Source organism: Gluconobacter sp. GP1, from assembly GCF_032913585.1.
Taxonomy (GTDB): domain Bacteria; phylum Pseudomonadota; class Alphaproteobacteria; order Acetobacterales; family Acetobacteraceae; genus Gluconobacter; species Gluconobacter cerinus.
Genome location: NZ_JASGXC010000001.1, coordinates 224,988 through 246,726 on the forward strand (window position 1 = coordinate 224,988; position 21,739 = coordinate 246,726).

The window sequence follows — 21,739 nt, forward strand, 5'->3', positions numbered from 1 at the left end:
TAACGCCCCTGACCCAAAGGACCCGGTTATCCCGGGCACGAAGAGGTAAATCATGAGCAGCTACCGCCCCTATCAGCACATCGAGCGTCGCAAGTCGCGCCAGATTCATGTCGGCAAGGTTGCGGTCGGTGGTGATGCGCCGATCTCCGTGCAGACCATGACTAATACCCTGACGTCTGACGCGCAGGCGACGATCGACCAGATCCGTCTCGCCGAACTAGCGGGCGTGGACATCGTTCGTGTGTCCTGTCCGGATGAAGCCAGCACGGCCGCTCTGAAGGAAATCGTTCATGAAGTGAACGTGCCGATCGTTGCGGACATTCACTTCCACTATAAACGCGCGATCGAAGCCGCGAAGGCCGGTGCGGCTTGCCTGCGTATCAATCCGGGCAATATCGGCAGTGCCGAGCGCGTGCGTGAAGTTGTAAATGCTGCCAAGGATTATGGCTGTTCCATCCGTATCGGTGTGAATGCTGGCTCGCTGGAAAAGCACCTTCTGGAAAAGTACGGTGAGCCTAACCCGGAAGCGCTGGTCGAGAGTGCTCTGGAGCACGCAAAGATCCTTCAGGACCATGATTTTCATGAGTTCAAGATCAGCGTGAAGGCGTCTGACGTATTCATGGCAGTTGCGGCCTATCAGCAGCTTGCAGACTGCTGTGACCACCCACTGCACATCGGCATTACGGAAGCTGGCTCCAAGCGTGCCGGTACGGTGAAGTCCTCCATCGGTCTGGGCAATCTGCTCTGGGCGGGCGTGGGTGACACGATGCGTGTTTCGCTGTCTGCGGCACCGGAAGAAGAAGTGCTGGTGGGCTGGGACATTCTGAAGTCCCTGGGGCTGCGTCATCGCGGTGTGAAGATCATTTCTTGCCCGTCCTGCGCGCGTCAGGGTTTCAACGTGGTCGAGACAGTTCAGACGCTTGAAGATCGCCTCCAGCATATCAAGACACCGCTGACGCTCTCCATCATCGGATGCGTTGTGAATGGTCCGGGTGAAGCCCTGATGACCGATATCGGCGTGACTGGCGGTGGCTCAGGTCGTCATATGGTCTATTCGGCTGGTCGTCAGGACCATACGATGCCAGCAGAAGACATGATCGAGCACATTGTGGACCTGGTTGAGACCAAGGTTGCCGCTATTGAGGCAGACAAGGCTCAGACAGAAGCTGAAGCAGCCAAGTTGTTGGACCCGGCGGCTCACTGATGTCAGGATTGCAGCCACCTCGCGGCACACACGACCTTATTGGCGACACGATGCGCCGTCACCACCATGTGGTGCAGACGGCCAGAGCTGTTCTGGAAACCTATGGCTTTGAAGAGTGGAGCACCCCCATCTTCGAAGACACACGGGTTTTCTCCCGGACACTCGGGGAAACCTCCGATGTCGTCTCCAAGGAAATGTACACTTTTGAGGACCGGGGCGGCGAGAGCATTACGCTGCGTCCCGAAAACACAGCCTCAATCTGTCGTGCTCTTGTGACGAACGGCTTGACCCAGTCCTTACCTCAGAAGGCGTTTTATCACGGGCCGATGTTCCGTTATGAGCGCCCGCAGAAGGGGCGTTATCGCCAGTTCCATCAAATTGGTGCGGAGCTGCTGGGCGCAGAAGGTCCTCTGCGAGACGCCGAAGTCATCACGATGGCCTACGACATTCTGAAAGCGCTTGGTCTTTCAGAGCATGTTGTTCTGGAAATCAATACGCTCGGGGATATTGCGTCCCGACAGGCATGGCGCGAGGCTCTGGTGGCGTATTTCCGTCAGCACGCAGATGCGCTTTCTGAAGAAAGCCGTGTGCGTCTTGAGGTAAACCCGCTGCGCATTCTGGACAGCAAGTCCGAGCAGGATCGTGCGCTGCTGGCCGATGCCCCGGCTTTTGCGGATTATCTGAACGATGATTCTCGTAAATTCTGGGACGACCTGCGGTCCTACCTGACGGCATTTGGCGTGAAGTTTGTCGAGAACCCGCGGATTGTGCGTGGCCTTGATTACTACAGCCACACGGCTTTCGAGTTTGTGACGACGAAGCTGGGTGCTCAAGGCACTGTTCTGGCTGGGGGACGCTACGAAGGTCTGGTTGAGCAGATGGGCGGTCCTGCTGTTCCGGCAATCGGCTGGGCTGGTGGTATCGAGCGTCTTGCCCTGCTGCTTGAGGACGCGCCTGCTGTTCCTGCTGGAATTGCAATTGTTCCTATGGGAGACGAGGCTCTTCTCAAAAGTGCGGCGATTGCTCGCTCACTGCGCGAAGCGGGACTGCGTGCTGAAATTGAGACGCGTGGGAACATGAAGAAGCGCATGGAGCGCGTCGTGAAGTCCGGTGCATCTCATGCGGTTGTTCTGGGTGATGAAGAAATTGCGCGCGATGTCGTGCAGCTTCGTGATCTGGGTACACGTGATCAGCAGGAAGTATCTGTTGCGGATCTGGTTCAGGCACTGAAGGGCGCCTGACACGTGGCATTTGACGACAGGCTTGAGCGAATTGTTGCGCGGTCGGAGGAAATTCAGGCTCTGATGTCCGCAGGTGAGGCGACAGGGGAAGAGTTCACGCGTCTCTCACGGGAGTATGCAGAACTCGAGCCTGTCGTTGCTTCAATCCGGGCCTGGCAGGACGCCGACACACAGCGCGATGGAGCCAAAGCTCTTCTTTCTGACCCGGAAATGAAGGAACTGGCTCAGGCTGAGCTGGAAGAGATTGAAGCCCAGATTCCTGAACTGGAGCACAATCTCCGACTCGCGCTTCTTCCTAAAGATGCAGCAGATGAACGCAGTGCTATTCTGGAAATTCGTCCGGCGGCAGGTGGTGATGAGGCGGGGCTTTTTGCCGCCCAGCTTTTCGATGCCTATCGCCGATTTTCGGAGCAGAATAGCTGGCGTTTTGAAGTCATGGAATACGCCGAGAATGAAGTTGCAGGGCTGAAAGATGGCATGGCGACAATTTCCGGCCGTTCTGTGTTTGCTCGCCTGAAGTATGAGTCTGGCGTGCATCGCGTACAGCGCGTCCCGGCGACTGAAAGCCAGGGGCGCATTCATACGTCCACGGTGACGGTCGCTGTTCTGCCGGAAGCCGAGGAGGTGGACGTCACGATTAATGACGACGATCTGCGGATTGACGTTTATCGTGCGTCGGGTGCGGGTGGGCAGCACGTCAACAAGACGGAAAGTGCCGTTCGCATTACGCATATTCCTACTGGCGTCGTAGTGGCGATGCAGGAAGAAAAGAGCCAGCACAAGAACCGTGCCAAGGCGATGAAAATCCTCCGTGCACGTCTGTATGAGCGGCAGCGATCAGCTGCTCATGAATCCCGTGCCGCGGATCGGCGCTCTCAGGTTGGAACAGGGGACCGGTCAGAGAGGATTCGGACGTATAACTTCCCGCAGGGACGTGTGACGGACCATCGCATCAATCTGACGCTCTACAAGATCGAACGCATCATGGCGGGCGAGTTTGACGAGATTATCGACGCGCTGACGCGTGAAGAACAGACAGAGCTTCTGGCTGCTGAAGGCTTTTAAAAAGACTTAGCTGCTGGGAACTGCGCAAACAGCAGCCCGTCCATGCCGATGAGTGGCGACGGACGGGTCGTTGTAGTCTACCAAAAAAAAGTCTGTGAAATTATTGCTGCCGACAGCATCCAGGGCATGGTCTTGCGGGCTATGAAGCTGGCCGTCGCTGCTGACCTGATGCGTTTCCTGATGACCGTTGTGCATGATGGTGATTTCGCCGCACAGGGCGTAGTCAACATCGTTGCGTCCGGCAGGCAGCGTGATGGTTTGCGTTTCTCGTGATTTGGATAAGCCGAGGCGGAAGGTCGCAACCAGGTTACCATTCAGGTAAAGGCGAGAGACTTCGGAGATTTCTTCAGGAGCACGTTCATCGGTGACGGTGAAGGTGCCAGGAAGTTCAGACTGGGCGCTGGCTGAATGCAGGGCGCATCCCAGAAGAAGGACCGAGAAGAAAAATGCACGTTTGGACTTCATGATCACAGGTATAGCAGGTTCACTGACAAAATGACTGCAAAAGATGACATTCTTCAGCGTGCAGCAGTGGTCTTGCAGCAGGCTGGACTTGAAGATCCTCGTCGTGAAGCCCGGCTGCTGCTGTCCTGGGCTACGCATCGTGATCTGGCTGGATTATTCGCTCTGAACGTTCTTTCGGATGATGAAGCGAATCGCTTTGAGGCGGCTGTTCAGCGGCGCGCGTCTCGTGAACCTCTGGCTTTCATCACGGGTGAAACGGGGTTCTGGACTCTTGATGTTTTTACGTCACCCGAGACGCTGATTCCCCGGGGAGACAGTGAAGCTCTGATTGAAGCGCTCCTGATCGTTCGACCGGACAAGGCGGAGGCTCTTAGCATGCTGGACCTTGGGACGGGGACAGGGTGCCTGCTGTTGTCCGCGCTTTCAGAATATTCCCGGGCGTGGGGGGTAGGCGTTGATCTTGCACCAGGAGCGGCACTTCTGGCCCAGCGGAATGCGGCTCGGAACGGATTGGAAAAACGCAGTGCGTTTTTGGCAGGGAACTGGGATTCTGCCCTGAACGGGCAGTTTGATGTCGTGATTTCCAATCCACCCTATATCGAGAGTGCTGACGTGCCCGACCTGATGCCGGAGGTCTCGCGTTATGAGCCCGCCCGGGCGCTGGATGGAGGAACGGACGGCCTGGATGCCTATCGGTTGTTGTGTGACGCGTTGCCTCGACTGCTTGTTCCCGGGGGGCATGCCATTCTGGAAATGGGCATCGGGCAGATCGATACTGTGTCCGAACTGGGGAGCCGGCGAGGGCTGAAAGAGGTCGCGCGGCATGATGATCTGGGGGGCATTGCACGCGCTCTTGTTCTGCAGCGGACAGAAAACTGAGGAAAGACGTTGGCTTAAGGGCTGAGAGTTGGTATGACCCAAAAGCTACGTTTTGGAGTGAAAGCCGTAATGGCGGTTTTTTCCTCACGGAGTTGCTCCTGTTGGCCGTCTTTCAGTAAGCCGGTAACAGATGAGAAGGCTGGCCAGTGTCCAGCCACAGCGAGATAGACAGACGTCTTTTCGACAGCGGCGGATGCATCCTTCTGCAAGGGCAGAAGAGGGGCCCGCCATCAGGAAAGTGCATCACGGGTCGATGAATATGAAGCGTATAAGAGGCCGGCATCATCGTGCAGGCGGCGGGACACCACGCACAAGTAGTTCCCAGACCCCTCTGAACCGCAACCATGTGTTTGACAGCAATGGCCCGGACCTCAGAATTCGCGGAACTGCTCAGCAGCTTTTCGAGAAGTATCTCCAGCTTGGTCGGGATGCCACCGGAACCGGGGACCGTATTCTTGCGGAAGCCTATTTCCAGCATGCCGAGCACTATTTCCGCATTCTGAATGCGATGAATCAGGCGGCCCAGCAGAGCCAGCAGGAGCGCAACGAGCGTCAGGCGCAGCGTCAGCGCGCTTATGAAGATCGTCGTGAGCCACATGGCGAAGAAAATTATCAGGGCGGCGACCGTGAAGGTGGCGAACAGCCTTCCTTCGAGGCCCAGCGGCCTCAGGACGCTTCAGCCGACGCTGAATAAGATTTGAAAAAGAGCCGGTCCTGAAAAGGTCCGGCTCTTTTTTATATCCGCCCTACAAACCGTTCGGGGAGGTGCCAGAGCTCGGTTCCATTGATGTGGAGGTCGAGCCGGTACTGGTCATGATCACGGTCAATTGCGCTTTGTTCGACCGCATGACGCCAGTTCTTTAGCCGCTGGTCCTGCTGATCGAATGTTGGGTGGACAATCGGGAGGCCTGCCATGTTGCGGAGCATGTTCTCCCAGTCCTGATCAAGGAGGCGCTGGTGCTGGCCAGCATTTTCTGAGCTCCAGGGTTGCGTTCGGGTTCGGTTCAGACGCCTGAGGCCTGAGGCAAGGTCTGCGTAACGCAGGTGGAAAAGAAATAGCGGTGCTGTCACCTGAGGACTGACTTCTTTGCAGCAATGAAAGCCAGGAGCCCACGTCACCGCCGCGCGGATGAGTACCGGCTTACACATCGCACTCGAAAATCGTAAATGCTGCCTCTGGATTGAAACCAGCCGACTATAATCGAAGTCAGTTTCGCTGTTGGGCAGATGGATGACATCCAGGCCCGTGGCTGTGACGACAGGGCTACTATTGGCAATGGCAAAATGGGTGAGGGACGGGTAAATGGCAGGATCTGCCAGGAGAAGCTCATCCACATCACTGTAAATGACGCTGTCATACCATTCGAGAAGACTGGCACAGAATGCGCCAATGGCGCGCGCACGTCGTTCGTCATCCTGAGGAGAGCGGGGAATTCGGATCCTGTTGACCTGACCAAGATGATCCGTCGAGCCGTCATTGGAGCCATGGTCAATAACGTAACATGACGCTTCGCCGACCTGAGCGCCATAATGCCGACGCCAGATCTGAAGATGTTCTGGTTCATTATAGGCCATGGTGACGACGGCAAGAGGCTTCTTGATCATGTCAGCATGATACAAAAATGCTTTCAGATCAGATACCTGAAAGATTTTTATTTAATTTTAGGAAAATAAGGATGGTAGCGGTGGACGGATTTGAACCGCCGACCAAGGGATTATGATTCCCCTGCTCTACCACTGAGCTACACCGCCATCCCACCGGGCAACCCGGCGTTGAGGCGGGTTTTTAAGGGGGATCTGTTGGTGTGTCAACACGTTATCAAAAGGAAAATGCAGGATTTTAGTCACCGCATTTTTCACAATGGTCATATCTGTTATGGTTTTCTGAATCCCTCAATTCCCTCTTGATATGGAGCTTCCTGCCTAGTGACGCAGCACTTCGTCAGCACGCTGTTTGCCGTAAGGTCTTATTTTACGTGGCTTCCGGCAGCCGTTGTTTCTGTTCTGATGCTCGCGGTCGTGGGTATTCTGGCTTTTTATTGCGGTAATCTCGTAACGTCCCTGACGTTGCGGATCCCTGGCTCCCGAAGTGGTGCGCTGATCCGCCGGATCGTGGCTGCGCTTCGGCGTCCAACACGGATTATGATCGCACTGCTTGCGATGATTGCGGCTTTGCCTGCCGTGACAGGCTTTGCCTACGAGACTGAACAGAACCTCAGACTCTTTTTCCTGTTCCTGCTGGTTCTGACGTTTGGCTTCTCTGCCATTATCGTTTTCCGGATCATGACGGAAGCGTATCTCAACCGGCTTTCTTCAAGAGAACAGACCGACGACATCATGATCCGTACGCACCAGACGCAGATCCGCGTTCTGAGGCGCCTGACGGAAATCATGGTGGGCATTGTGACCGTGGCGTCTGCCCTTATGCTGTTCCCGTCCGTGAAACAGTATGGTGTGTCGCTCTTTGCTTCGGCTGGAGCCGCATCACTGATCGTGGGTCTTTCTGCGCGTGGTTTGCTGACCAATCTGATTGCAGGCGTGCAGATTGCCGTGACCCAGCCCATTCGTATGGAAGATCTCGTCATCATCAATGGTGACTGGTGCTGGGTTGAGGAAATCAACGCGACCTATGTTGTGCTGCGGGTGTGGGACTGGCGCCGTCATATTGTACCGATTTCTTACTTCCTGGAGAACCAGTTCGAAAACTGGACGCATAATTCTGCGGCGATCATCGGTGTTGTGTTTCTATGGCTCGATTATGAGGCGCCAATGGATCGCATCCGGGAGATGCTGAATGAGATCATCCGCACATGCCCACTTTGGGACGGTAAGGTTTTTGATGCGCAGGTGGCGGACTGTAACTCTCAGGTGATGTCGATCCGTATTATCGCCAGTGCACGCAATGCTCTTCAGAGCTGGGATCTACGGTGTGATATCCGGGAAAAGATTATCGCGCGGATCAGGGAAGAATGTCCGGAGGCTCTGCCGCGGGCACGTTTTGCCATGATGCCACCCCGGCCGGGCGCTGAGGCTTGGCCAAGCGAGCTTTTGTCTCCAAAGATCGATCGGCCGCCGCCGGGGAGTTATATGGGCCCAGGAACACCGGGAGCCTGATCCAGAAACCATCGCTTCGGCGGTGGTTTTTTCTTTTGAGGGACGTAGCCGCTCTGCATCTGGCTTGATCAGCTTATGGCTGTTACGTCGGATTTGAGTGTTTCTGCTTGAAGCATGAATGCCGGATCTTGTGCAGGACTGAAGAAGATATGTCGGAACATCCTCAAACCATTCAGATCTTTCTTCCGTCAGGTGACCCGCAGGGCATTCGTACCGCAGCCATTACCACACGTATTGTGCAGGTGATTGAAATTCCCCGAGTGCGCCTTGAGTCCTTTTTGGCGATGCCTGAAGCCGGGTTTGTTGGTGTGTATGTTCTTTTTGGTGAGAATGAACAGACTTCTGCGCCCATGGCTTATGTGGGGCAAACAGGAAACCTGGGTACGCGCCTGAAGCAGCACAATGAGAAGAAGGACTTCTGGAACCGCGCCGTTGTGGCGTTATCTTTGACCAGAGCCTAACGCTGACGCACGCTTATTATTTGGAATGGTTGTCAATCACTGGGGCCGCGAAAGCGCAACGCTTTGAGTTGGATAACGGTACGATCGGTACCAAGCCGCATACGCCACCAGCAATAGAAGCCGAATGCCGGGAAATCTTTGAAACATTCGATATTTTGCTAACGACGCTGGGCCACCCGCTCTTTGATCCATTGATCAGGGCTCGTGTTGTTCAAAGTCCAGTCATCACTCCGCATGACACCTGTAATCCTGTGGCATCGGAAGATGTGGAACAGGAGTTTTATTGCAGAGCATCCGGAGTGAATGGCCGGGCGCGGTATACTGAGGAGGGTCTTGTAGTTTTCGCTGGGTCGTACGGGAGAACAGAGGTCTCCGAGGCGTTTCTGGAAAACGGATACTATCAAAAGCGGCAAGACTTAATTGATCAAGGCGCTCTGAAGGTGGAGGGAAGTCGTGTCATCTATACGCGTGACACGCTTTACAAATCTCCCAGTTCATCCGCCGCTTATTTGCTCGGGCGGTCGGCTAATGGATGGTTTGAGTGGAAAAACAGCGTCGGTGTGTCTCTTGGTGCAGCCATGGACCGCTATGGTGCCACGGAAGAAAGCGTTGCCGAATAAACGCTATTCTGCCGTGAGACGAGACTTTCACCCCGCCATTGTGGAATTGCGGCGTCCGTAAAATACATATGTGACGATGCCGAGAATGACGTAGCCGGTGAGTAGAATAAGGGGCACGGGATTACCGTTGGCAACGGAGTGGATCATGTCTGTGACGAGCGGAATGGTCATGAACAGGCAGAAAATAATCCCGAGCAGTGGTGTTATCCCGATCCAGAAACCACGCACCCGGAACCCGCCCAAGGGGACACTGAAAGGCCGATGCAGATCCGGCCGTGTGTTCCGCTGCCAAATGACCGTAAAGCACACGATACCAAAAGCTGCTGCTGTACCGATTGAAACCAGATCACTGATAATGTCGATGGGGAGCGTTGCCGTCATGATGGCAACGATGATCCCCAGAACGATCGTGCCGAGCCAAGGGGTGCGGAATTTGGTATGAACCTTGCCGAACAGCGAGGGGATCAGGCCGTCACGGCTCATTGTCATGAGCACACGCGACTGGGCATACATCAGCCCCATCAGAACGGAACACAGTCCGATGGTTGCGCCCACATTAATGAAAATGGATAGCCAGGGCGTGTTCATTACGCGCACAGCGATGGCCAGTGGGTCCGGAACATCCAGGTCTCGGTAAGGGACGATCCCGAGAAGGACCGCAGCAACGATGATGTACACAATCGTGCAGATCAGAAGGCTGCCGATAATCCCGATGGGGACATCCCGTGTCGGGTTCTTCGCTTCTGCTGACGCAGTCGAGACGGCTTCAAATCCGACATAAGCGAAGAAGATGATCGACGCTGCGCGGAAGATCCCTTTGACACCGTAGTGAAAGCCACCTTCGTTGGGCGGAATAAACGGGTGCCAGTTTGCGGGGTGAATGGCATGGATGCCGAAGGCAACGAACAAACCAAGAACACCGACCTTCAGGATAACGATCAGCGTATTAACGCGGGCAGATTCCTCAATGCCACGCACTAAGAGGCCGGTTACCAGAAAGACTGCCGTCAGGCCGATAAGATCCAGTCGCCAGCCGGCGCTAATGGCAGTGCCATCCGAACCGGGAACGGGCTGCAACGTCGCCTGAGTAAGGCTGGCGGGAATATGGATACCAAAAACGGCAAGGAGAGACGACGCATAACCGGACAGTCCGGCGGCGACGGCTGCACAGGAAATTCCGTATTCCAGAAGGAGCAGCCACCCCACGATCCACGCCACTTTCTCACCCATGGAGATGTAGGCGTAGGAGTATGCCGAGCCCGAGACCGGAAGCGTGGATGACAGCTCGCCGTATGAGAACGCGGTGAAGAGGCAGGCGAGGGCGGCTACCACGAACGAAACAAGAACAGATGGCCCTGCATATTCGGCAGCAGCCGTTCCAGTCATGACGTAAATGCCTGCGCCGATGGTGGAGCCGACGCCCAGCAGAATAAGCTGCGTGGCCGTGAGGCTGCGTTTCAACCCGTGCGCTTCATTCTCGGACATGATCTGTTCGAGACTCTTTCGACGGGCAGCCGTGGCTGAGGCGGATGAGCTGGATTGTATCGGAAGTGGCATGATCCCTAATCTGCCGGGAAAAGCGGCGTCTGGAAAGGTTTATAGAACGATGAGAACGCCTGCCAGCAGGCCGGCAGCAATGCAGTAGATGCCGAAAGGCTTGAGAGCCCATTCGTCATGATTGCGGAAGAAGCGCAACATCAGGAGAGAACAGATAAGAGCTGTGATGCCGGCAGCGATGGCTCCCACGACGCATTGAAACAGCACGTCGTGGGAAATCGTCATATGCCGCATCTGCCAGCCTTCCTTGACGGTCGCTGCCAGAACGACCGGCTGGGCCATGAGCAGGGAGAAACGGGCGGCGGTTCCATGATCCAGTCCACGCAGAAGACCGCCATTCATGGTGGCACCTGAACGCGATAGACCAGGGAATAGGGCAAGACACTGCCAGAACCCGATAATCAGAGCATCTTTGGGAGACAGGGAAGAAATCGGACGGTGATCCGCCTGTCCGCGCTGTCTGCGGAGCCATTCCGTGACCAGAAGCAGCAGGCCATTCAGAACCAGAAAGCCTGCGACGGCCAGAGGTGCCCCGAAGATGGAGCGCAGGCTATGTTCAAAAAGCCCGCCGAAGATGACGGCCGGGATGGTCGCAATGACGAGAAGACCAAAAACCCGAATCGATTCAAGCTGGTTGTATCGGCCGTGCAGACCCAGCATTCCGCGAAGAATGGCCATCCAGTCGCGCCAGAAGACACCGGCCAGAGCCACCAGGGTTCCGACGTGCAGCATTGTCAGGAATGGCAGGAACATTTCGGAATGTTCGTCCAGGTTCCAGTGAAGGATGCCGGGCAGCAGAACGGCATGGCCGAGGCTACTGACGGGAAAGGGCTCAGTAATGCCCTGAACGATGGCGAGAATGATGGCCTGAAAAAGCGTCATGGAGCCTGCACGGATGGGCGGAAAAGGAAGTCACTTGCCTGATGGCGCGAAGGGACGCAACCTTGACCGTGCTGTGGGGGAAGACTAACTCGCCAGCTTACCGGGTTTTTTGAAAGTTGAGGCACCACATGAAGGCAGGATACAGCGGGCGCGGTGGCGCCATTCTGGCAAGCGGTCTTGTCCTTCTCGTTGCCGGGGCTTTCCTTGTTTATGGCGGTGAGCTTCGCAAGGGGCCGGTTCAGCACAGCATCGTCATGCATGCGCAGTTCAATTCAGCGAATGGCCTAAAAGCTGGGGCGGATGTTGATCTCGCCGGAGTGACGGTGGGGCGTGTCCAGTCGATCAGCCTCAACCCACAAACCCAGATGGCTGACGTGACGTTTTCCGTTGATCAGCAGCTCAATCTTCCGGTTGATACGGCTGTCGGTATTGGTGCGCCAAGCATGACGGCTGATAACGCGCTTCAGATTGAACCGGGGAAAGACCCTAAGACGCTGTCTGCTGGCGGGGTCATCAAGGACACCCGCGACCAGCTTTCGCTGGAGCAGCAGGTCAGCAACTATATCTTTGGCGGTGGTAAGCTCGGGAACTGAGTTCCCTCAGTCGTTCATTGGATAGGATGCCAGCAGACGGCGCTGCTTGCGCCAGGAGTGCAGCATTCCGAAAGCGCCTGACGTCTTCCATCCACGGGCCTTGTTGGCAGCGCCGATGAGGAAGGTCTGGTGATAGTGTGAGAACTGCGCCCGATACGCTTCCCACAGGGTGGTACGGCGGTCCCAGATATGGATTGCTTCGGAGCCGACACCGTTAATTTCGATAATGCGAAGGCCTTCTCCGCGCTGCAGGGCTTCAACCGACGGAACCTTCACGTCTACACGGCCGAAATAGAAATCCGGGACGTCTTTCATAATGGCGTCCAGGCGCGCTGTCAGCTCTGGGGTGGTATCGGCCCGGCCATCGCGAAAGACAGATCCTTTGCAATGATTGCCAGCAAACACGAGGGGTAGAACTTCCCCTTCTGCCAGAACGGACTTTTCCCGACCCGCCAGACGCGGAAGATAGATTTGCGGAACCTGCCCCATGCGAGGATCACTCATGATGAGTTCTTCGATGGTGGAATGTCCGTCGCCAGTAAGAACCGGTGCTTCCTTGTATGTTACCGACGTGATGCGACCTTGCGGTTGATCGGGATGGCGAATGTAAAACAGGCCGGCTTCGACGGGATAGTCGATGAGTTCCTGCACCATCAGGTCAACGTCGTTCGGGAACTGAGGAAGAACGTTTTCGAGTTGCTCCCGGGAGCGGACGAGTTTCACGCCTGTTCCGTTGCAGCCAATATCGGGTTTGACCACCACCGGAAATGACAGGTCCTTCCGTTCCATCGCGGCCAGCGCACGATCCAGCGCGCCCATGCCACTCGCAAAAACAGCGTAAGGGGCAATAGCCTCCTGGGCGATTGGGCCAGCCATGTCGAGAATGGAAGACTTGCTCTCTCCGCAAAGACCCCCGGTCTCGATGCGCGGATTGGCAGCCGTCGGAATGCTGAGATCCCGGTACTTCAGGCCCATTGCGATCCAGTACAGGACGATGGGCGTGTAAAAGATGGAACCGGGCCAGAACTCGAAAAGCGAGAGGGGATTTTGTTCAGTCTCTGTCTTGGACATTCGGTTACTGGCTCACGGTCTGGATACGGGCGATCAGGCGCCCGACAACAACAATACACAGAACAAATCCCGCCAGTCCGGCCCAGCGCCAGCCTCCCTGATGCGCCAGAAGCCAGCCGCCAATGCGCATGGCCAGCAGGAACAAGAGTGTTGTCCACACAAGGGTGGCGAGCACTGCTGTCAGGGCAAAGCGCAGGAACGGTGCGTGGAAGAAGCCACAGGCTGTGTAGAGCGGGAGGCGCGCGCCGGGCACGAAGCGGGAAATGGCGACGATGCGGATGACGTTCTTGGAAAACCAATCCTGCGTTCGTTCCTGCTTGGGAAGCGTCAGGAAGCGGCGAAGACGGGGCCAGCGTGCACCAGCGGCGCCAAGGCCATATAACCCGAGATCACCGATTGCGACGCCAAACCAGAGTGCACCCAGGGCCAGAGCGATGCTGACATGCCCCGCACGCGCAGCTACTCCGGAAAGAACGGTTGCCACGTCTTCGAGGATAAAGGTCCCCACAATGATGCTGACTGCTTTCAGCCAGGCAGGCTGTGACGCCAGGGCGGGGCCAATGGCTATCATGCCGCGGGATGTTCCATGATCATGGAACGTTGATGTCGCATGTCAGCGCGCTGGCGACAATCTCACGCCGGGCGTTTTAACCGGAGAATGCTCGAAAGGTTTTGCGGAAGACTGGTAGGGAGCATCACAGGTTGCTAGCGTGCGCTTCAAATGAACCACCCTCTGGGGGCTGATATTCCCGTGCTTAAAAGACGTCATCTTCTTGCTGCCTTTTCCTCTGTTGCCGGAGCGGCTGCGATGGGGATCCGCTCTGCTGAAGCTCAGGACTACGGTGCATTTCTCGCCGGCGTCCGATCGCAGGCACTGGCGCAGGGGCTTTCTTCCAGCATCGTCTCCCGTGCTCTGGCTTTGACGCGAGAACCCAATGCCAAAGTTCTCAAGCTCGATCGGCATCAGCCGGAGTTCACCCTGACATGGGCGCAGTATCGTGATCGCGTGCTGCCGGAGTCGCGTTTTCAGAAGGGCCGGACAGTCTATTCGGGCGTAGAGAACGTCATGGCACCCGTCAGTGAGCGCTTTGGGTGTGACGATCGGGGCGTGATGGGGATCTGGGGTCTCGAGTCGGGTTTTGGTGCGCATACCGGCACTTTCTCTGTCGTGGACGCCCTTGCGACTCTGGCATTCGATGGACGGCGTTCAACGTTCTTCCGTGGGGAGCTGATGAAGGCGCTCCAGATCCTGAATGATGGTGATATCGCACCGGAAGCCATGATGGGCAGCTATGCCGGTGCCATGGGGCAGGCCCAGTTCATGCCGAGCGCGTATCTGCGGTATGCGGCTGACGGTGATGGTGACGGCAAGCGTAATATCTGGACGTCCCAGCCCGATGTGTTTGCGTCTATCGCGAACTATCTCGGGAAATGCGGTTGGCAGCCTTACGAGCCATGGGGACAGGAAGTCACACTGGCCAGCGCGTTAGATAAAAGTGAGATTGGCCGGACCAATACCAAGTCACTGGCAGAGTGGATGTCTCGCGGCGTGCGGCGGGCAGATGGCGCGCGTTTCTCCCGTACGGACGTAAAAGGCGCGATTGTGCAGCCGGATGGTCCGGGGACGCAGGCCTTCATGGTTTACCATAATTTCAACGTGATCCGTCGTTACAACCCGTCTGATTATTACGCGCTGGGCGTAGGTCTTCTGGGAACCGGCATTGTTTCTCCGTAATTTCGCGCCACTTCTGGCGTTCTTGCCCCTGGTCGGGGCGTGTCATCAGGATGATGAGCCTGCTATTGCGCCGCATCCCCACTATGAGCTGGGGAATGCGTGGCACGGCCCGCAGGGTTGGTTTTATCCCAATGAGCAGTTCGACTATCGGGCAACGGGTCTGGCGACACGTGAGGCGCCGTTACATGGGCAGCTGGCTTCTGACGGAGAGGTTTGGTCTTCGGATGGAATGACCGGGTCACACCAAACCCTTCAACTGCCGTCGATCGTGACGGTCCGAAATCTGTTGAATGGGAGGGTGGTTCGGATCCGACTGACACGGCGGGGGCCGGAAAGTGCAGGGCGCGTTGTCGCGTTGTCCCCAAAGGCCGCAGATCTGCTGGGCATGACATCTGATACGCCTGTTGAGATTGTTGAAGACGAAACCGCGAGCCGTTCCGTTATGGAGGGACTGACGGGTGCGCCGCATCTGGACGTCCAGTCTGCTCCGGTTGGGGAAGTTCGCGCAGAGTCGCTTGATGGTAGCGCTTCGAAAAAAGTCTATGGCAGCGACTCGTCTGTGGGTGGCCAACCGTCCGCTGCGCTCACGCCGTTACCTGTAACGTGGTCTCAGGGAATGACAGGTCCGCAGGGGCTATATGTTCTTCTTGGAAAATTTTCCGGGCATGGGGCCGCCGCGAGTGTGGCAGTGCGCTGTTCCGGCGAGGTTCAGCGTGTACCAGATGGAGCAGGGCTGGACTGGCGCGTAAGGTCCGGACCCTATACCGATACCGCCCAGGCCGATGCGGCACTGGACCGGACCCATGCGTGCGGGGTAGAGGGCGCGCGGATCATTGTGGAATGACGGCCGTGACAAAGGCCGAACAACTGGGGACGAACGTGCGGACTAGACGCTCTCTTTTCGGTGGTGTTGCGGGCTTTGCAGCCTGTGCTTCTTTTGGCGGGCCGCTGAGTGCGCTGGCACGCCCGCACCATCATGCCGCAGCTCATGCAAAAGCCGCTGCTGCCGCTTCTGATGTTCCGGCTGCTCCGGTTGGGACGCCTGCCAATACGCCGATTGGTCCGTTCGATACCGTTGCGCGCTGGGCTTACATTGTGGATTCCAGCACGGGTGCAGTTCTGCTGGATAAATCTGCAGATGAGCGGATGGCACCATCGTCCCTGACGAAAATGATGACGGCCTATATCGTGTTCGGCATGCTGGCGACCGGACGTCTGCACCTGGAGCAGGGGCTTCCGGTCAGTGAAAAAGCCTGGCGGACGCAGGGCTCCAAGATGTTCGTGCCGCTGGGCGAGAGCGTACTTGTTTCTGAACTGATCCAGGGCATGGTCATTCAGTCAGGCAATGACGCTTGCGTTGTGCTCGCAGAAGGGATTGCCGGCTCTGAAGAGCGCTTCGTCGCCATGATGAACGAGGAAGCTCCGAAGATCGGGCTGACGAATTCGCACTTCATGAATGTGACGGGTCTGCCTGCTGAAGGGCATTACATGTCCGCGCATGACGTCGCGACCGTGGCCATGCACCTGATCCGTGACTTCCCGCAATATTACCATTTCTTCGGTGAGACGGAATTCACGTTCAACAAGATCCGTCAGGGCAACCGTAACGTTCTGGTCGACAAGGGACTGGCTGATGGCCTGAAGACGGGTCACACCGATGCGGGTGGGTTTGGTCTTTGTGCCAGCTCCAGCCGGAACGGAAATCGCGTGATTGTCGTGATTAACGGGACAGCGTCCAGCAATGAGCGCGCGCATGAAGGTGAACGCCTCATGTCTTGGGCGTTTGCAAACTTCGAAAATGCGACGTTGTTCCGCAAGGGGCAGGTTGTGGACCATGCGCCGGTCTGGATGGGTGAACACAAGGCTGTACCGCTTGTCGCGGGTGCCGACATTGTGATGACCATGCCGGTGGGCTGGCAGCAGCGTTCCCATATTGCAGTGGATTATGCGTCACCAGTGATCGCACCGGTCGTTGAAGGTCAGGCCTGTGGCGCGATCGTAATTTCAGCGCCGGGCATGGGTGATATTCGTGTGCCGCTTCAGGCGGGTGCATCCGTTGCAAAACTCGGACTGGTTGGACGTGCGATGGCGCGCCTTGGTCATGGCCCTGCAAATTAAAAACGGTTTGTTCGTTACGCTGGAAGGTGGCGAGGGCGCGGGGAAATCCACGCAGGCGCGCCTTCTGGCAGACCACATTCGTGGGCTAGGGTACGAAGCCGTTCTGACGCGCGAGCCAGGCGGAACGCCGGGCGCAGAAGCAATCCGGCATCTTCTGCTGTTCGGAAAAGAAGAGCTGTCCTGGCGGGCAGAGGTGCTGGCTCATATGGCAGCCCGCTGTGACCATCTGGATAACCTCATTCTTCCGGCTCTTCAGCGCGGCGCAGTTGTAGTTTGTGATCGGTTCCATGATTCGACACTGGCTTATCAGGGTTATGGTGTTGGGCGAGGATCAACGGAACGTCTGGACTTCATTACTGGCGCACGACGTCTTGTCGGGCGAGAGCCTGATCTGACCTTGCTGCTTGAACTGCCACGCGAACAGGCGCTGGAGCGGCTGGAAAGTCGCGGAGGTCGGACAGACCGATACGAAGGGCAGGCTGAGGCTTTTCATCAGCGTGTCCTTTCTGGCTTCGATGCGATTGCCAAGGCAGAACCGGAGCGCGTGAAGCGTATTAACGCTGGCCGTACTCCTGAAGCTGTCAGCCGATCCCTTCTGGATGCTGTGGCGGAGAAGCTCGGTCATACGGCGTGCACGTCTGACGCGTGACGGATCCACGGCACACATTCGACCTGCGAGGCCACGAAGCGGCTGAAGAGACGTTTCGTGCTGCCCTTGCATCTGGGCGATTACATCATGCATGGCTGATTTCCGGCCCCGCCGGGATTGGAAAGGCGACGCTCGCGTTCCGATTGGCGCGGATACTGCTGAATGGAGAAGATCCAGCCTCTGCAGCCGCACGGCGTATTACGGCTGGGACGCACGGAGATCTTTTGGAAATCTCGCGTGCAGTGGACGAGAAAAAGGGTCGTTTGCGGGGCGAAATCACGGCTGCAGATGTGCGGCCCGTGCAATCTTTCCTGCACCACACAGCCACGGAAGGTGGGTGGCGTGTCGTGATCGTGGACGGCGCGGAGTATCTGAACCGTTTTGCAGCAAATGCGCTTCTGAAAATTCTGGAAGAGCCGCCCCCGAAAGCTATTCTTCTGCTGACAACCGCGTCTCCGGGACGGCTGCTTCCGACCATTCGTAGCAGATGTCGCGCGCTTGCCCTTTCGCCTCTGCCTGACGCGGATATGCGCGTGCTGGTTCCTGATGTTCCGGAAGATGTTCTTGCGCGGTCTCATGGTTCTCCAGGGCGCGCATTGTTTCTTGCTCAGGATCGGGATGGAGCGATTGCTGCGTTTGTGGCGGAAATACTGGCAGGGAAGACGCTTACGGCTGATATGCTTCCTCTCATTGACCGGATTGCCCGTGAGACGGAAGGTTTCGCATTGCTCTGTGATTTGCTAGGCGAGGGACTGGCAGACCGTGCACGCTCGGCAGCACGACGTGGCGACCTGCCTGTTGCTGATTCTTCTGCCCGTCAGTGTTCGGAACTTGATACACTGAGGCGGCAGACAGACGGTTTTAATCTGGACAAGGCCCAGGCCATCCGTCAGGCAGTGGAACTCGCTGCCGGAACGTGAATGGCTCGGGCATGACAAGACGAGTGGACATGACGCGGCGCTTCACCATTACAACTCCGATTTTCTACGTGAACGGCGCTCCGCATATCGGGCATGCCTATACGTCCATCGCGGCGGACGTTCTGGCCCGGTTCCATCGCCTGAATGGTGAAGACGTCCTGTTCGTCAGCGGGACGGACGAGCACGGCCAGAAGGTCGAGCAGACCGCGACCGCTCAGGGCATGGAGACGCAAGCCTACGCCGACAAGATTTCTGCGTCGTTTCGCCAGATGCAGCAGGACATGGTGATCTCCACGGATGAGTTCATCCGTACGACGGATGAGCGCCACAAGGTTGCTGCAAGTGCATTGTGGGAAAAAGTTGCGGCTAACGGTCACATCTATCTCGGCGCGTATGAGGGCTGGTACTCCACACGCGATGAAGCGTTCATTGGTGAAGATGAACTGGTCAAGAAGCCAGACGGCACGATGGTTGCTCCATCCGGTGCGCCAGTAGAGCGCGTCAAGGAGCCGTCCTACTTCTTCAAACTGTCCGAGTTTCAGGATCGTTTGCTGAAGCTTTATGAAGATAACCCCGAGTTCATTGGCCCGCATGGTCCACGCCGGGAGATCGAGAGCTTCGTGAAGCAGGGGCTGAGAGATCTTTCCGTCAGCCGGACAAGCTTCAAATGGGGCATTCCGGTTCCAAACGACCCGGATCACGTCATGTATGTGTGGTTTGATGCGCTCGCCAACTATCTGACGGCTGTGGGCTACCCGGATCTGAATGATCCGCGTGCGAAGTTCTGGCCGGCGGACCTGCATATTGTCGGCAAGGAAATCGCGCGGTTCCATTGCGTGTACTGGCCAGCATTCCTGATGGCTGCTGGCATTGAACTGCCGAAGAGCGTGTTCGCCCACGGCTGGTGGACGGTTGAAGGCGAGAAGATGAGCAAGTCTCTCGGCAACGTTCTGGATCCGAAGGCACTGGCTGATGAGTTCGGTCTGGATGCGCTAAGGTTCTTCCTGATGCGTGAAGTGCCGTTTGGTGGCGATTCAAACTTCAGCCGTCGCTCCATGATTACGCGCACGAATGTCGAACTGGCGAACGATCTTGGCAATCTGTGCCAGCGGACGCTGAGCCTCGTGGCGCGCAATCTTGGTGGCGTTGTCCCGGAACGCGGGCCACAGACGGAAGACGATCTGGCCATTCTGGCCACGGTGCAGCTGCTGCCGTCTTTGATGAGCGAGCAGATCGAGCGCAAAGCCATTACAGATGCGCTTGAGGAAGTCTGGAAGATCATCCGTGCGGCCAATTCTTACATTGACCGTCAGGCTCCCTGGGCGCTGAAGAAGACTGATCCAGAGCGGATGGCGCATGTTCTGCGTGTGCTGCTCGATGTGATCCGTGCGATTGCGACGATGCTTCAGCCCTATATGCCGAACACGATGGACAAGATGCTGACCCAGCTTGGTGTGGAAGAGAACGAGCGGACATTCGCCGCTCTTGAAACACCGCTCCCAAGTGGTCGCACATTGCCAAAGCCGGAAGGGCTGTTCCCGCGCTTCGTGGTCGAGGACTCAGAATGACGGGACTGATCGACAGTCATTGCCATCTTGATCGTCTGGACGATGTGCCTGCCGCGCTGGAGATCGCGCGGCAGTCTAGTCTAGCTGGCATGATTACGATCGGGACGCGCTTTTCACAGGCAGAGACCCAGATTGGTCTGACGCGCTTTGACGCGCCAGATCTTCGTGTCTGGTGTGCCATCGGCACGCATCCGGATCATGTGGGTGAAGAGCGTCTTCCTTCTGTGGAAGAGCTGGTTCAGAAAGCCGAGCCACCCTGCGTGGTGGCCATTGGTGAATCCGGGCTGGATTATTTTCACAGCGGAGATGAGGCGAAACCGGCGCAGCACGCTGCATTCCGCACGCATATTGCTGCGGCTCGTGAGACAGGTTTGCCGGTCGTCATTCATACGAGACAGGCAGACGACGATACGATCGCGATTTTGCGCGAAGAGAGCGGGAAGGGCGCGTTTCCTTTCCTGATTCACTGCTTTGCCTCGGGGCCTAAGCTCGCTGAGGCTGCGCTCGAACTCGGGGGCTATATCAGCTTCTCCGGGCTTCTGACGTTTCCGAAATGTGAGGAAATCCGGGACGTTGCGCGGATCGTTCCTGAGGATCGACTGCTGGTTGAAACGGACAGTCCGTTTCTTGCGCCCGTTCCAAAGCGCGGTAAGCCGAATACGCCGGGATATGTTGCCCACACAGCTGCGCGACTGGCGCAGGAGCGGGGGGTTTCCGCTGAAAAAATCGCGGATATCACCACCGAAAACGTACATCGTCTTTTTGCAAGGACACGCCTGTGAAAGTCACAATCCTTGGATGTGGAGGTTCTGCTGGCGTGCCAATGCTTGGTGGTCAGAACGGCTCACAAACGGGGATCTGGGGGCACTGTAATCCGCAGAACCCCAAGAACAGGCGTACGCGTTCTTCGATTGTTGTTGAAGGTGAGGGCGGGTTTCGGCTTCTGGTTGATTCCGGGCCGGATTTCCGCTCTCAAATGCTGAATTGTGGCCTGAGCCACATTGATGCAGTGCTCTATACGCACCCGCATAGTGACCATATCGCAGGACTTGATGATCTGCGGGCCATCAACCGTGTGATTGACAAACCACTTCCGCTTTTGGCCGCGCAAAGCACTTTGGAAGAGCTCCGGCAGCGGTTTGCTTATGCCTTTGCGCCTTGGAAAGGCCCGGATTTTTATCGTCCGGTTTTCAATGAGCAGGTTGTTACGGCTGGCGAAGACGTCGATTTTCCCGGTCTGGAAGGGCGTATTTTCGAGCAGCGACATGGGCGGATCACGTCTCTGGGGCTGCGGTTTGGAAAATTTGCCTATTCCACGGATGTGGAAACATTGTCCGAAGACGCTCTGACGCTTCTGGATGGTGTGGATACGTGGGTTGTGGATTGCTTCCAGTATGAACCGCATCCAGCTCATGCCTGGCTGGAACGTGTGCTGGAATGGCGCACGAAAATCAGGGCAGGGCGCACAATCCTGACTCATATGGGCACAGATATGGATTACGATATTCTATGCCAGACACTGCCGCCGGATGTGCGTCCGGCTTATGATGGAATGGTTCTGACGTTCTGAAAAAACCGGGCAGGGTGGTCTGCCCGG

General features: G+C 56.8%; 23 protein-coding genes and 1 tRNA gene. 17 read left to right on the forward strand and 7 right to left on the reverse strand.

Features of this window, described 5'->3' with window-relative positions; genetic code table 11:
* The first annotated feature begins 52 nt into the window (after positions 1-52).
* From ispG to prfA, 3 genes are read left to right on the forward strand one after another with little or no spacing between them, the layout of a single operon-like run.
* Positions 53-1,204 (forward strand): flavodoxin-dependent (E)-4-hydroxy-3-methylbut-2-enyl-diphosphate synthase, encoded by a 1,152-nt coding sequence (gene ispG, locus R5H23_RS01080; RefSeq protein ID WP_046901473.1) that lies wholly within the window; start codon positions 53-55, stop codon positions 1,202-1,204.
* Positions 1,204-2,445 carry a histidine--tRNA ligase gene (gene hisS, locus R5H23_RS01085; RefSeq protein ID WP_317213937.1) on the forward strand — a complete coding sequence of 414 codons (1,242 nt, stop codon included), beginning with the start codon at positions 1,204-1,206 and terminating at the stop codon, positions 2,443-2,445. Before ispG ends, hisS begins: the two co-directional genes overlap by 1 nt.
* A gap of 3 nt (positions 2,446-2,448) precedes the next feature.
* Positions 2,449-3,510 carry a peptide chain release factor 1 gene (gene prfA / locus R5H23_RS01090; RefSeq protein ID WP_317213939.1) on the forward strand — a complete coding sequence of 354 codons (1,062 nt, stop codon included), beginning with the start codon at positions 2,449-2,451 and terminating at the stop codon, positions 3,508-3,510.
* A 6-nt stretch (positions 3,511-3,516) separates the two neighbouring features.
* Here prfA and R5H23_RS01095 read toward each other — a convergent pair whose 3' ends face one another.
* The gene (locus R5H23_RS01095) at positions 3,517-3,975 is read right to left on the reverse strand and encodes a hypothetical protein (RefSeq protein WP_064273185.1); all 459 of its coding nucleotides are present in this window, start codon (positions 3,973-3,975) and stop codon (positions 3,517-3,519) included.
* Positions 3,976-4,005: 30 nt separating this feature from the next.
* Here R5H23_RS01095 and prmC point away from each other — a divergent pair, with 30 nt between their 5' ends.
* A complete protein-coding gene (gene prmC / locus R5H23_RS01100; RefSeq protein ID WP_317213943.1) occupies positions 4,006-4,854 on the forward strand; it encodes a peptide chain release factor N(5)-glutamine methyltransferase in 849 nt (282 codons plus the stop codon).
* A gap of 259 nt (positions 4,855-5,113) precedes the next feature.
* The gene (locus R5H23_RS01105; protein ID WP_373321848.1) at positions 5,114-5,548 is read left to right on the forward strand and encodes a DUF4167 domain-containing protein; all 435 of its coding nucleotides are present in this window, start codon (positions 5,114-5,116) and stop codon (positions 5,546-5,548) included.
* 41 nt (positions 5,549-5,589) lie between these two features.
* On the opposite strand, the gene R5H23_RS01110 is transcribed toward R5H23_RS01105, so the two are convergent.
* Together R5H23_RS01110 and R5H23_RS01115 are read right to left on the reverse strand one after the other, a co-directional pair.
* Positions 5,590-6,459, reverse strand: coding sequence for a glycosyltransferase family 2 protein (locus tag R5H23_RS01110; RefSeq protein ID WP_317213946.1), 870 nt, complete (start codon positions 6,457-6,459; stop codon positions 5,590-5,592).
* Between the two features lie 72 nt (positions 6,460-6,531).
* Positions 6,532-6,606: transfer RNA gene (locus R5H23_RS01115), tRNA-Met, on the reverse strand.
* Positions 6,607-6,780: 174 nt separating this feature from the next.
* On the opposite strand from R5H23_RS01115, the gene R5H23_RS01120 reads away from it, so the two are divergent.
* From R5H23_RS01120 to R5H23_RS01130, 3 genes are all read left to right on the forward strand, one after another.
* Entirely contained in the window at positions 6,781-7,968 is a 1,188-nt protein-coding gene (locus R5H23_RS01120) for a mechanosensitive ion channel family protein (RefSeq protein WP_064273188.1), read from the forward strand.
* A gap of 149 nt (positions 7,969-8,117) precedes the next feature.
* On the forward strand, positions 8,118-8,429 hold the full coding sequence (locus R5H23_RS01125) for a GIY-YIG nuclease family protein (RefSeq protein ID WP_317213950.1): 312 nt from the start codon (positions 8,118-8,120) through the stop codon (positions 8,427-8,429).
* 29 nt (positions 8,430-8,458) lie between these two features.
* Positions 8,459-9,049: a DUF4357 domain-containing protein gene (locus tag R5H23_RS01130; RefSeq protein ID WP_317213952.1), complete on the forward strand. Its 591-nt coding sequence runs from the start codon at positions 8,459-8,461 to the stop codon at positions 9,047-9,049.
* 27 nt (positions 9,050-9,076) lie between these two features.
* Here the strand turns inward: R5H23_RS01130 and R5H23_RS01135 are convergent, their stop codons facing one another.
* Together R5H23_RS01135 and R5H23_RS01140 are read right to left on the reverse strand one after the other, a co-directional pair.
* Positions 9,077-10,606 (reverse strand): amino acid permease, encoded by a 1,530-nt coding sequence (locus R5H23_RS01135; RefSeq protein ID WP_317213954.1) that lies wholly within the window; start codon positions 10,604-10,606, stop codon positions 9,077-9,079.
* Positions 10,607-10,645: 39 nt separating this feature from the next.
* On the reverse strand, positions 10,646-11,488 hold the full coding sequence (locus R5H23_RS01140; protein ID WP_317213957.1) for an undecaprenyl-diphosphate phosphatase: 843 nt from the start codon (positions 11,486-11,488) through the stop codon (positions 10,646-10,648).
* 128 nt (positions 11,489-11,616) lie between these two features.
* Between R5H23_RS01140 and R5H23_RS01145 the strand changes: the two genes are divergently transcribed.
* Complete coding sequence (locus tag R5H23_RS01145) at positions 11,617-12,081, forward strand: MlaD family protein (protein ID WP_046901483.1); 465 nt, start codon at positions 11,617-11,619, stop codon at positions 12,079-12,081.
* Positions 12,082-12,087: 6 nt separating this feature from the next.
* Here the strand turns inward: R5H23_RS01145 and R5H23_RS01150 are convergent, their stop codons facing one another.
* Together R5H23_RS01150 and R5H23_RS01155 are read right to left on the reverse strand one after the other, a co-directional pair.
* A complete protein-coding gene (locus tag R5H23_RS01150) occupies positions 12,088-13,152 on the reverse strand; it encodes an ATP-grasp domain-containing protein (RefSeq protein WP_317213962.1) in 1,065 nt (354 codons plus the stop codon).
* A gap of 4 nt (positions 13,153-13,156) precedes the next feature.
* A complete protein-coding gene (locus tag R5H23_RS01155; protein ID WP_064273192.1) occupies positions 13,157-13,723 on the reverse strand; it encodes a DedA family protein in 567 nt (188 codons plus the stop codon).
* A 180-nt stretch (positions 13,724-13,903) separates the two neighbouring features.
* Between R5H23_RS01155 and R5H23_RS01160 the strand changes: the two genes are divergently transcribed.
* The 8 genes from R5H23_RS01160 to R5H23_RS01195 are packed head-to-tail and all read left to right on the forward strand — an operon-like array spanning position 13,904 to position 21,712.
* A complete protein-coding gene (locus tag R5H23_RS01160) occupies positions 13,904-14,887 on the forward strand; it encodes a lytic murein transglycosylase (protein WP_046902058.1) in 984 nt (327 codons plus the stop codon).
* On the forward strand, positions 14,874-15,731 hold the full coding sequence (locus R5H23_RS01165; RefSeq protein ID WP_317213964.1) for an RlpA-like double-psi beta-barrel domain-containing protein: 858 nt from the start codon (positions 14,874-14,876) through the stop codon (positions 15,729-15,731). The genes R5H23_RS01160 and R5H23_RS01165 overlap by 14 nt, the downstream gene beginning before the upstream one ends.
* On the forward strand, positions 15,728-17,005 hold the full coding sequence (locus R5H23_RS01170) for a D-alanyl-D-alanine carboxypeptidase family protein (protein WP_046901487.1): 1,278 nt from the start codon (positions 15,728-15,730) through the stop codon (positions 17,003-17,005). Before R5H23_RS01165 ends, R5H23_RS01170 begins: the two co-directional genes overlap by 4 nt.
* Positions 16,989-17,654 (forward strand): dTMP kinase, encoded by a 666-nt coding sequence (tmk, locus tag R5H23_RS01175; protein ID WP_317213967.1) that lies wholly within the window; start codon positions 16,989-16,991, stop codon positions 17,652-17,654. Before R5H23_RS01170 ends, tmk begins: the two co-directional genes overlap by 17 nt.
* A complete protein-coding gene (locus R5H23_RS01180; RefSeq protein WP_099212377.1) occupies positions 17,651-18,574 on the forward strand; it encodes a DNA polymerase III subunit delta' in 924 nt (307 codons plus the stop codon). The genes tmk and R5H23_RS01180 overlap by 4 nt, the downstream gene beginning before the upstream one ends.
* A gap of 29 nt (positions 18,575-18,603) precedes the next feature.
* Entirely contained in the window at positions 18,604-20,142 is a 1,539-nt protein-coding gene (gene metG, locus R5H23_RS01185) for a methionine--tRNA ligase (RefSeq protein ID WP_317213971.1), read from the forward strand.
* Complete coding sequence (locus R5H23_RS01190; RefSeq protein WP_317213973.1) at positions 20,139-20,924, forward strand: TatD family hydrolase; 786 nt, start codon at positions 20,139-20,141, stop codon at positions 20,922-20,924. The genes metG and R5H23_RS01190 overlap by 4 nt, the downstream gene beginning before the upstream one ends.
* Positions 20,921-21,712, forward strand: a complete 792-nt coding sequence (locus R5H23_RS01195; protein WP_046901492.1) for an MBL fold metallo-hydrolase — start codon at positions 20,921-20,923, stop codon at positions 21,710-21,712. Before R5H23_RS01190 ends, R5H23_RS01195 begins: the two co-directional genes overlap by 4 nt.
* The last annotated feature ends 27 nt before the right edge of the window (positions 21,713-21,739 follow it).

Bases quoted from the DNA above. Each gene is read 5' to 3' on its own strand.
- ispG (WP_046901473.1), top strand. From the start codon at position 53: ATGAGCAGCTACCGCCCCTATCAGCACATCGAGCGTCGCAAGTCGCGC.
- hisS (WP_317213937.1), top strand. From the start codon at position 1,204: ATGTCAGGATTGCAGCCACCTCGCGGCACACACGACCTTATTGGCGAC.
- R5H23_RS01095 (WP_064273185.1), bottom strand. From the start codon at position 3,975: ATGAAGTCCAAACGTGCATTTTTCTTCTCGGTCCTTCTTCTGGGATGC.
- prmC (WP_317213943.1), top strand. From the start codon at position 4,006: ATGACTGCAAAAGATGACATTCTTCAGCGTGCAGCAGTGGTCTTGCAG.
- R5H23_RS01105 (WP_373321848.1), top strand. From the start codon at position 5,114: ATGAAGCGTATAAGAGGCCGGCATCATCGTGCAGGCGGCGGGACACCA.
- R5H23_RS01110 (WP_317213946.1), bottom strand. From the start codon at position 6,459: ATGATCAAGAAGCCTCTTGCCGTCGTCACCATGGCCTATAATGAACCA.
- R5H23_RS01125 (WP_317213950.1), top strand. From the start codon at position 8,118: ATGTCGGAACATCCTCAAACCATTCAGATCTTTCTTCCGTCAGGTGAC.
- R5H23_RS01135 (WP_317213954.1), bottom strand. From the start codon at position 10,606: ATGCCACTTCCGATACAATCCAGCTCATCCGCCTCAGCCACGGCTGCC.
- R5H23_RS01140 (WP_317213957.1), bottom strand. From the start codon at position 11,488: ATGACGCTTTTTCAGGCCATCATTCTCGCCATCGTTCAGGGCATTACT.
- R5H23_RS01145 (WP_046901483.1), top strand. From the start codon at position 11,617: ATGAAGGCAGGATACAGCGGGCGCGGTGGCGCCATTCTGGCAAGCGGT.
- R5H23_RS01150 (WP_317213962.1), bottom strand. From the start codon at position 13,152: ATGTCCAAGACAGAGACTGAACAAAATCCCCTCTCGCTTTTCGAGTTC.
- R5H23_RS01155 (WP_064273192.1), bottom strand. From the start codon at position 13,723: ATGATAGCCATTGGCCCCGCCCTGGCGTCACAGCCTGCCTGGCTGAAA.
- R5H23_RS01170 (WP_046901487.1), top strand. From the start codon at position 15,728: ATGACGGCCGTGACAAAGGCCGAACAACTGGGGACGAACGTGCGGACT.
- tmk (WP_317213967.1), top strand. From the start codon at position 16,989: ATGGCCCTGCAAATTAAAAACGGTTTGTTCGTTACGCTGGAAGGTGGC.
- metG (WP_317213971.1), top strand. From the start codon at position 18,604: ATGACGCGGCGCTTCACCATTACAACTCCGATTTTCTACGTGAACGGC.
- R5H23_RS01190 (WP_317213973.1), top strand. From the start codon at position 20,139: ATGACGGGACTGATCGACAGTCATTGCCATCTTGATCGTCTGGACGAT.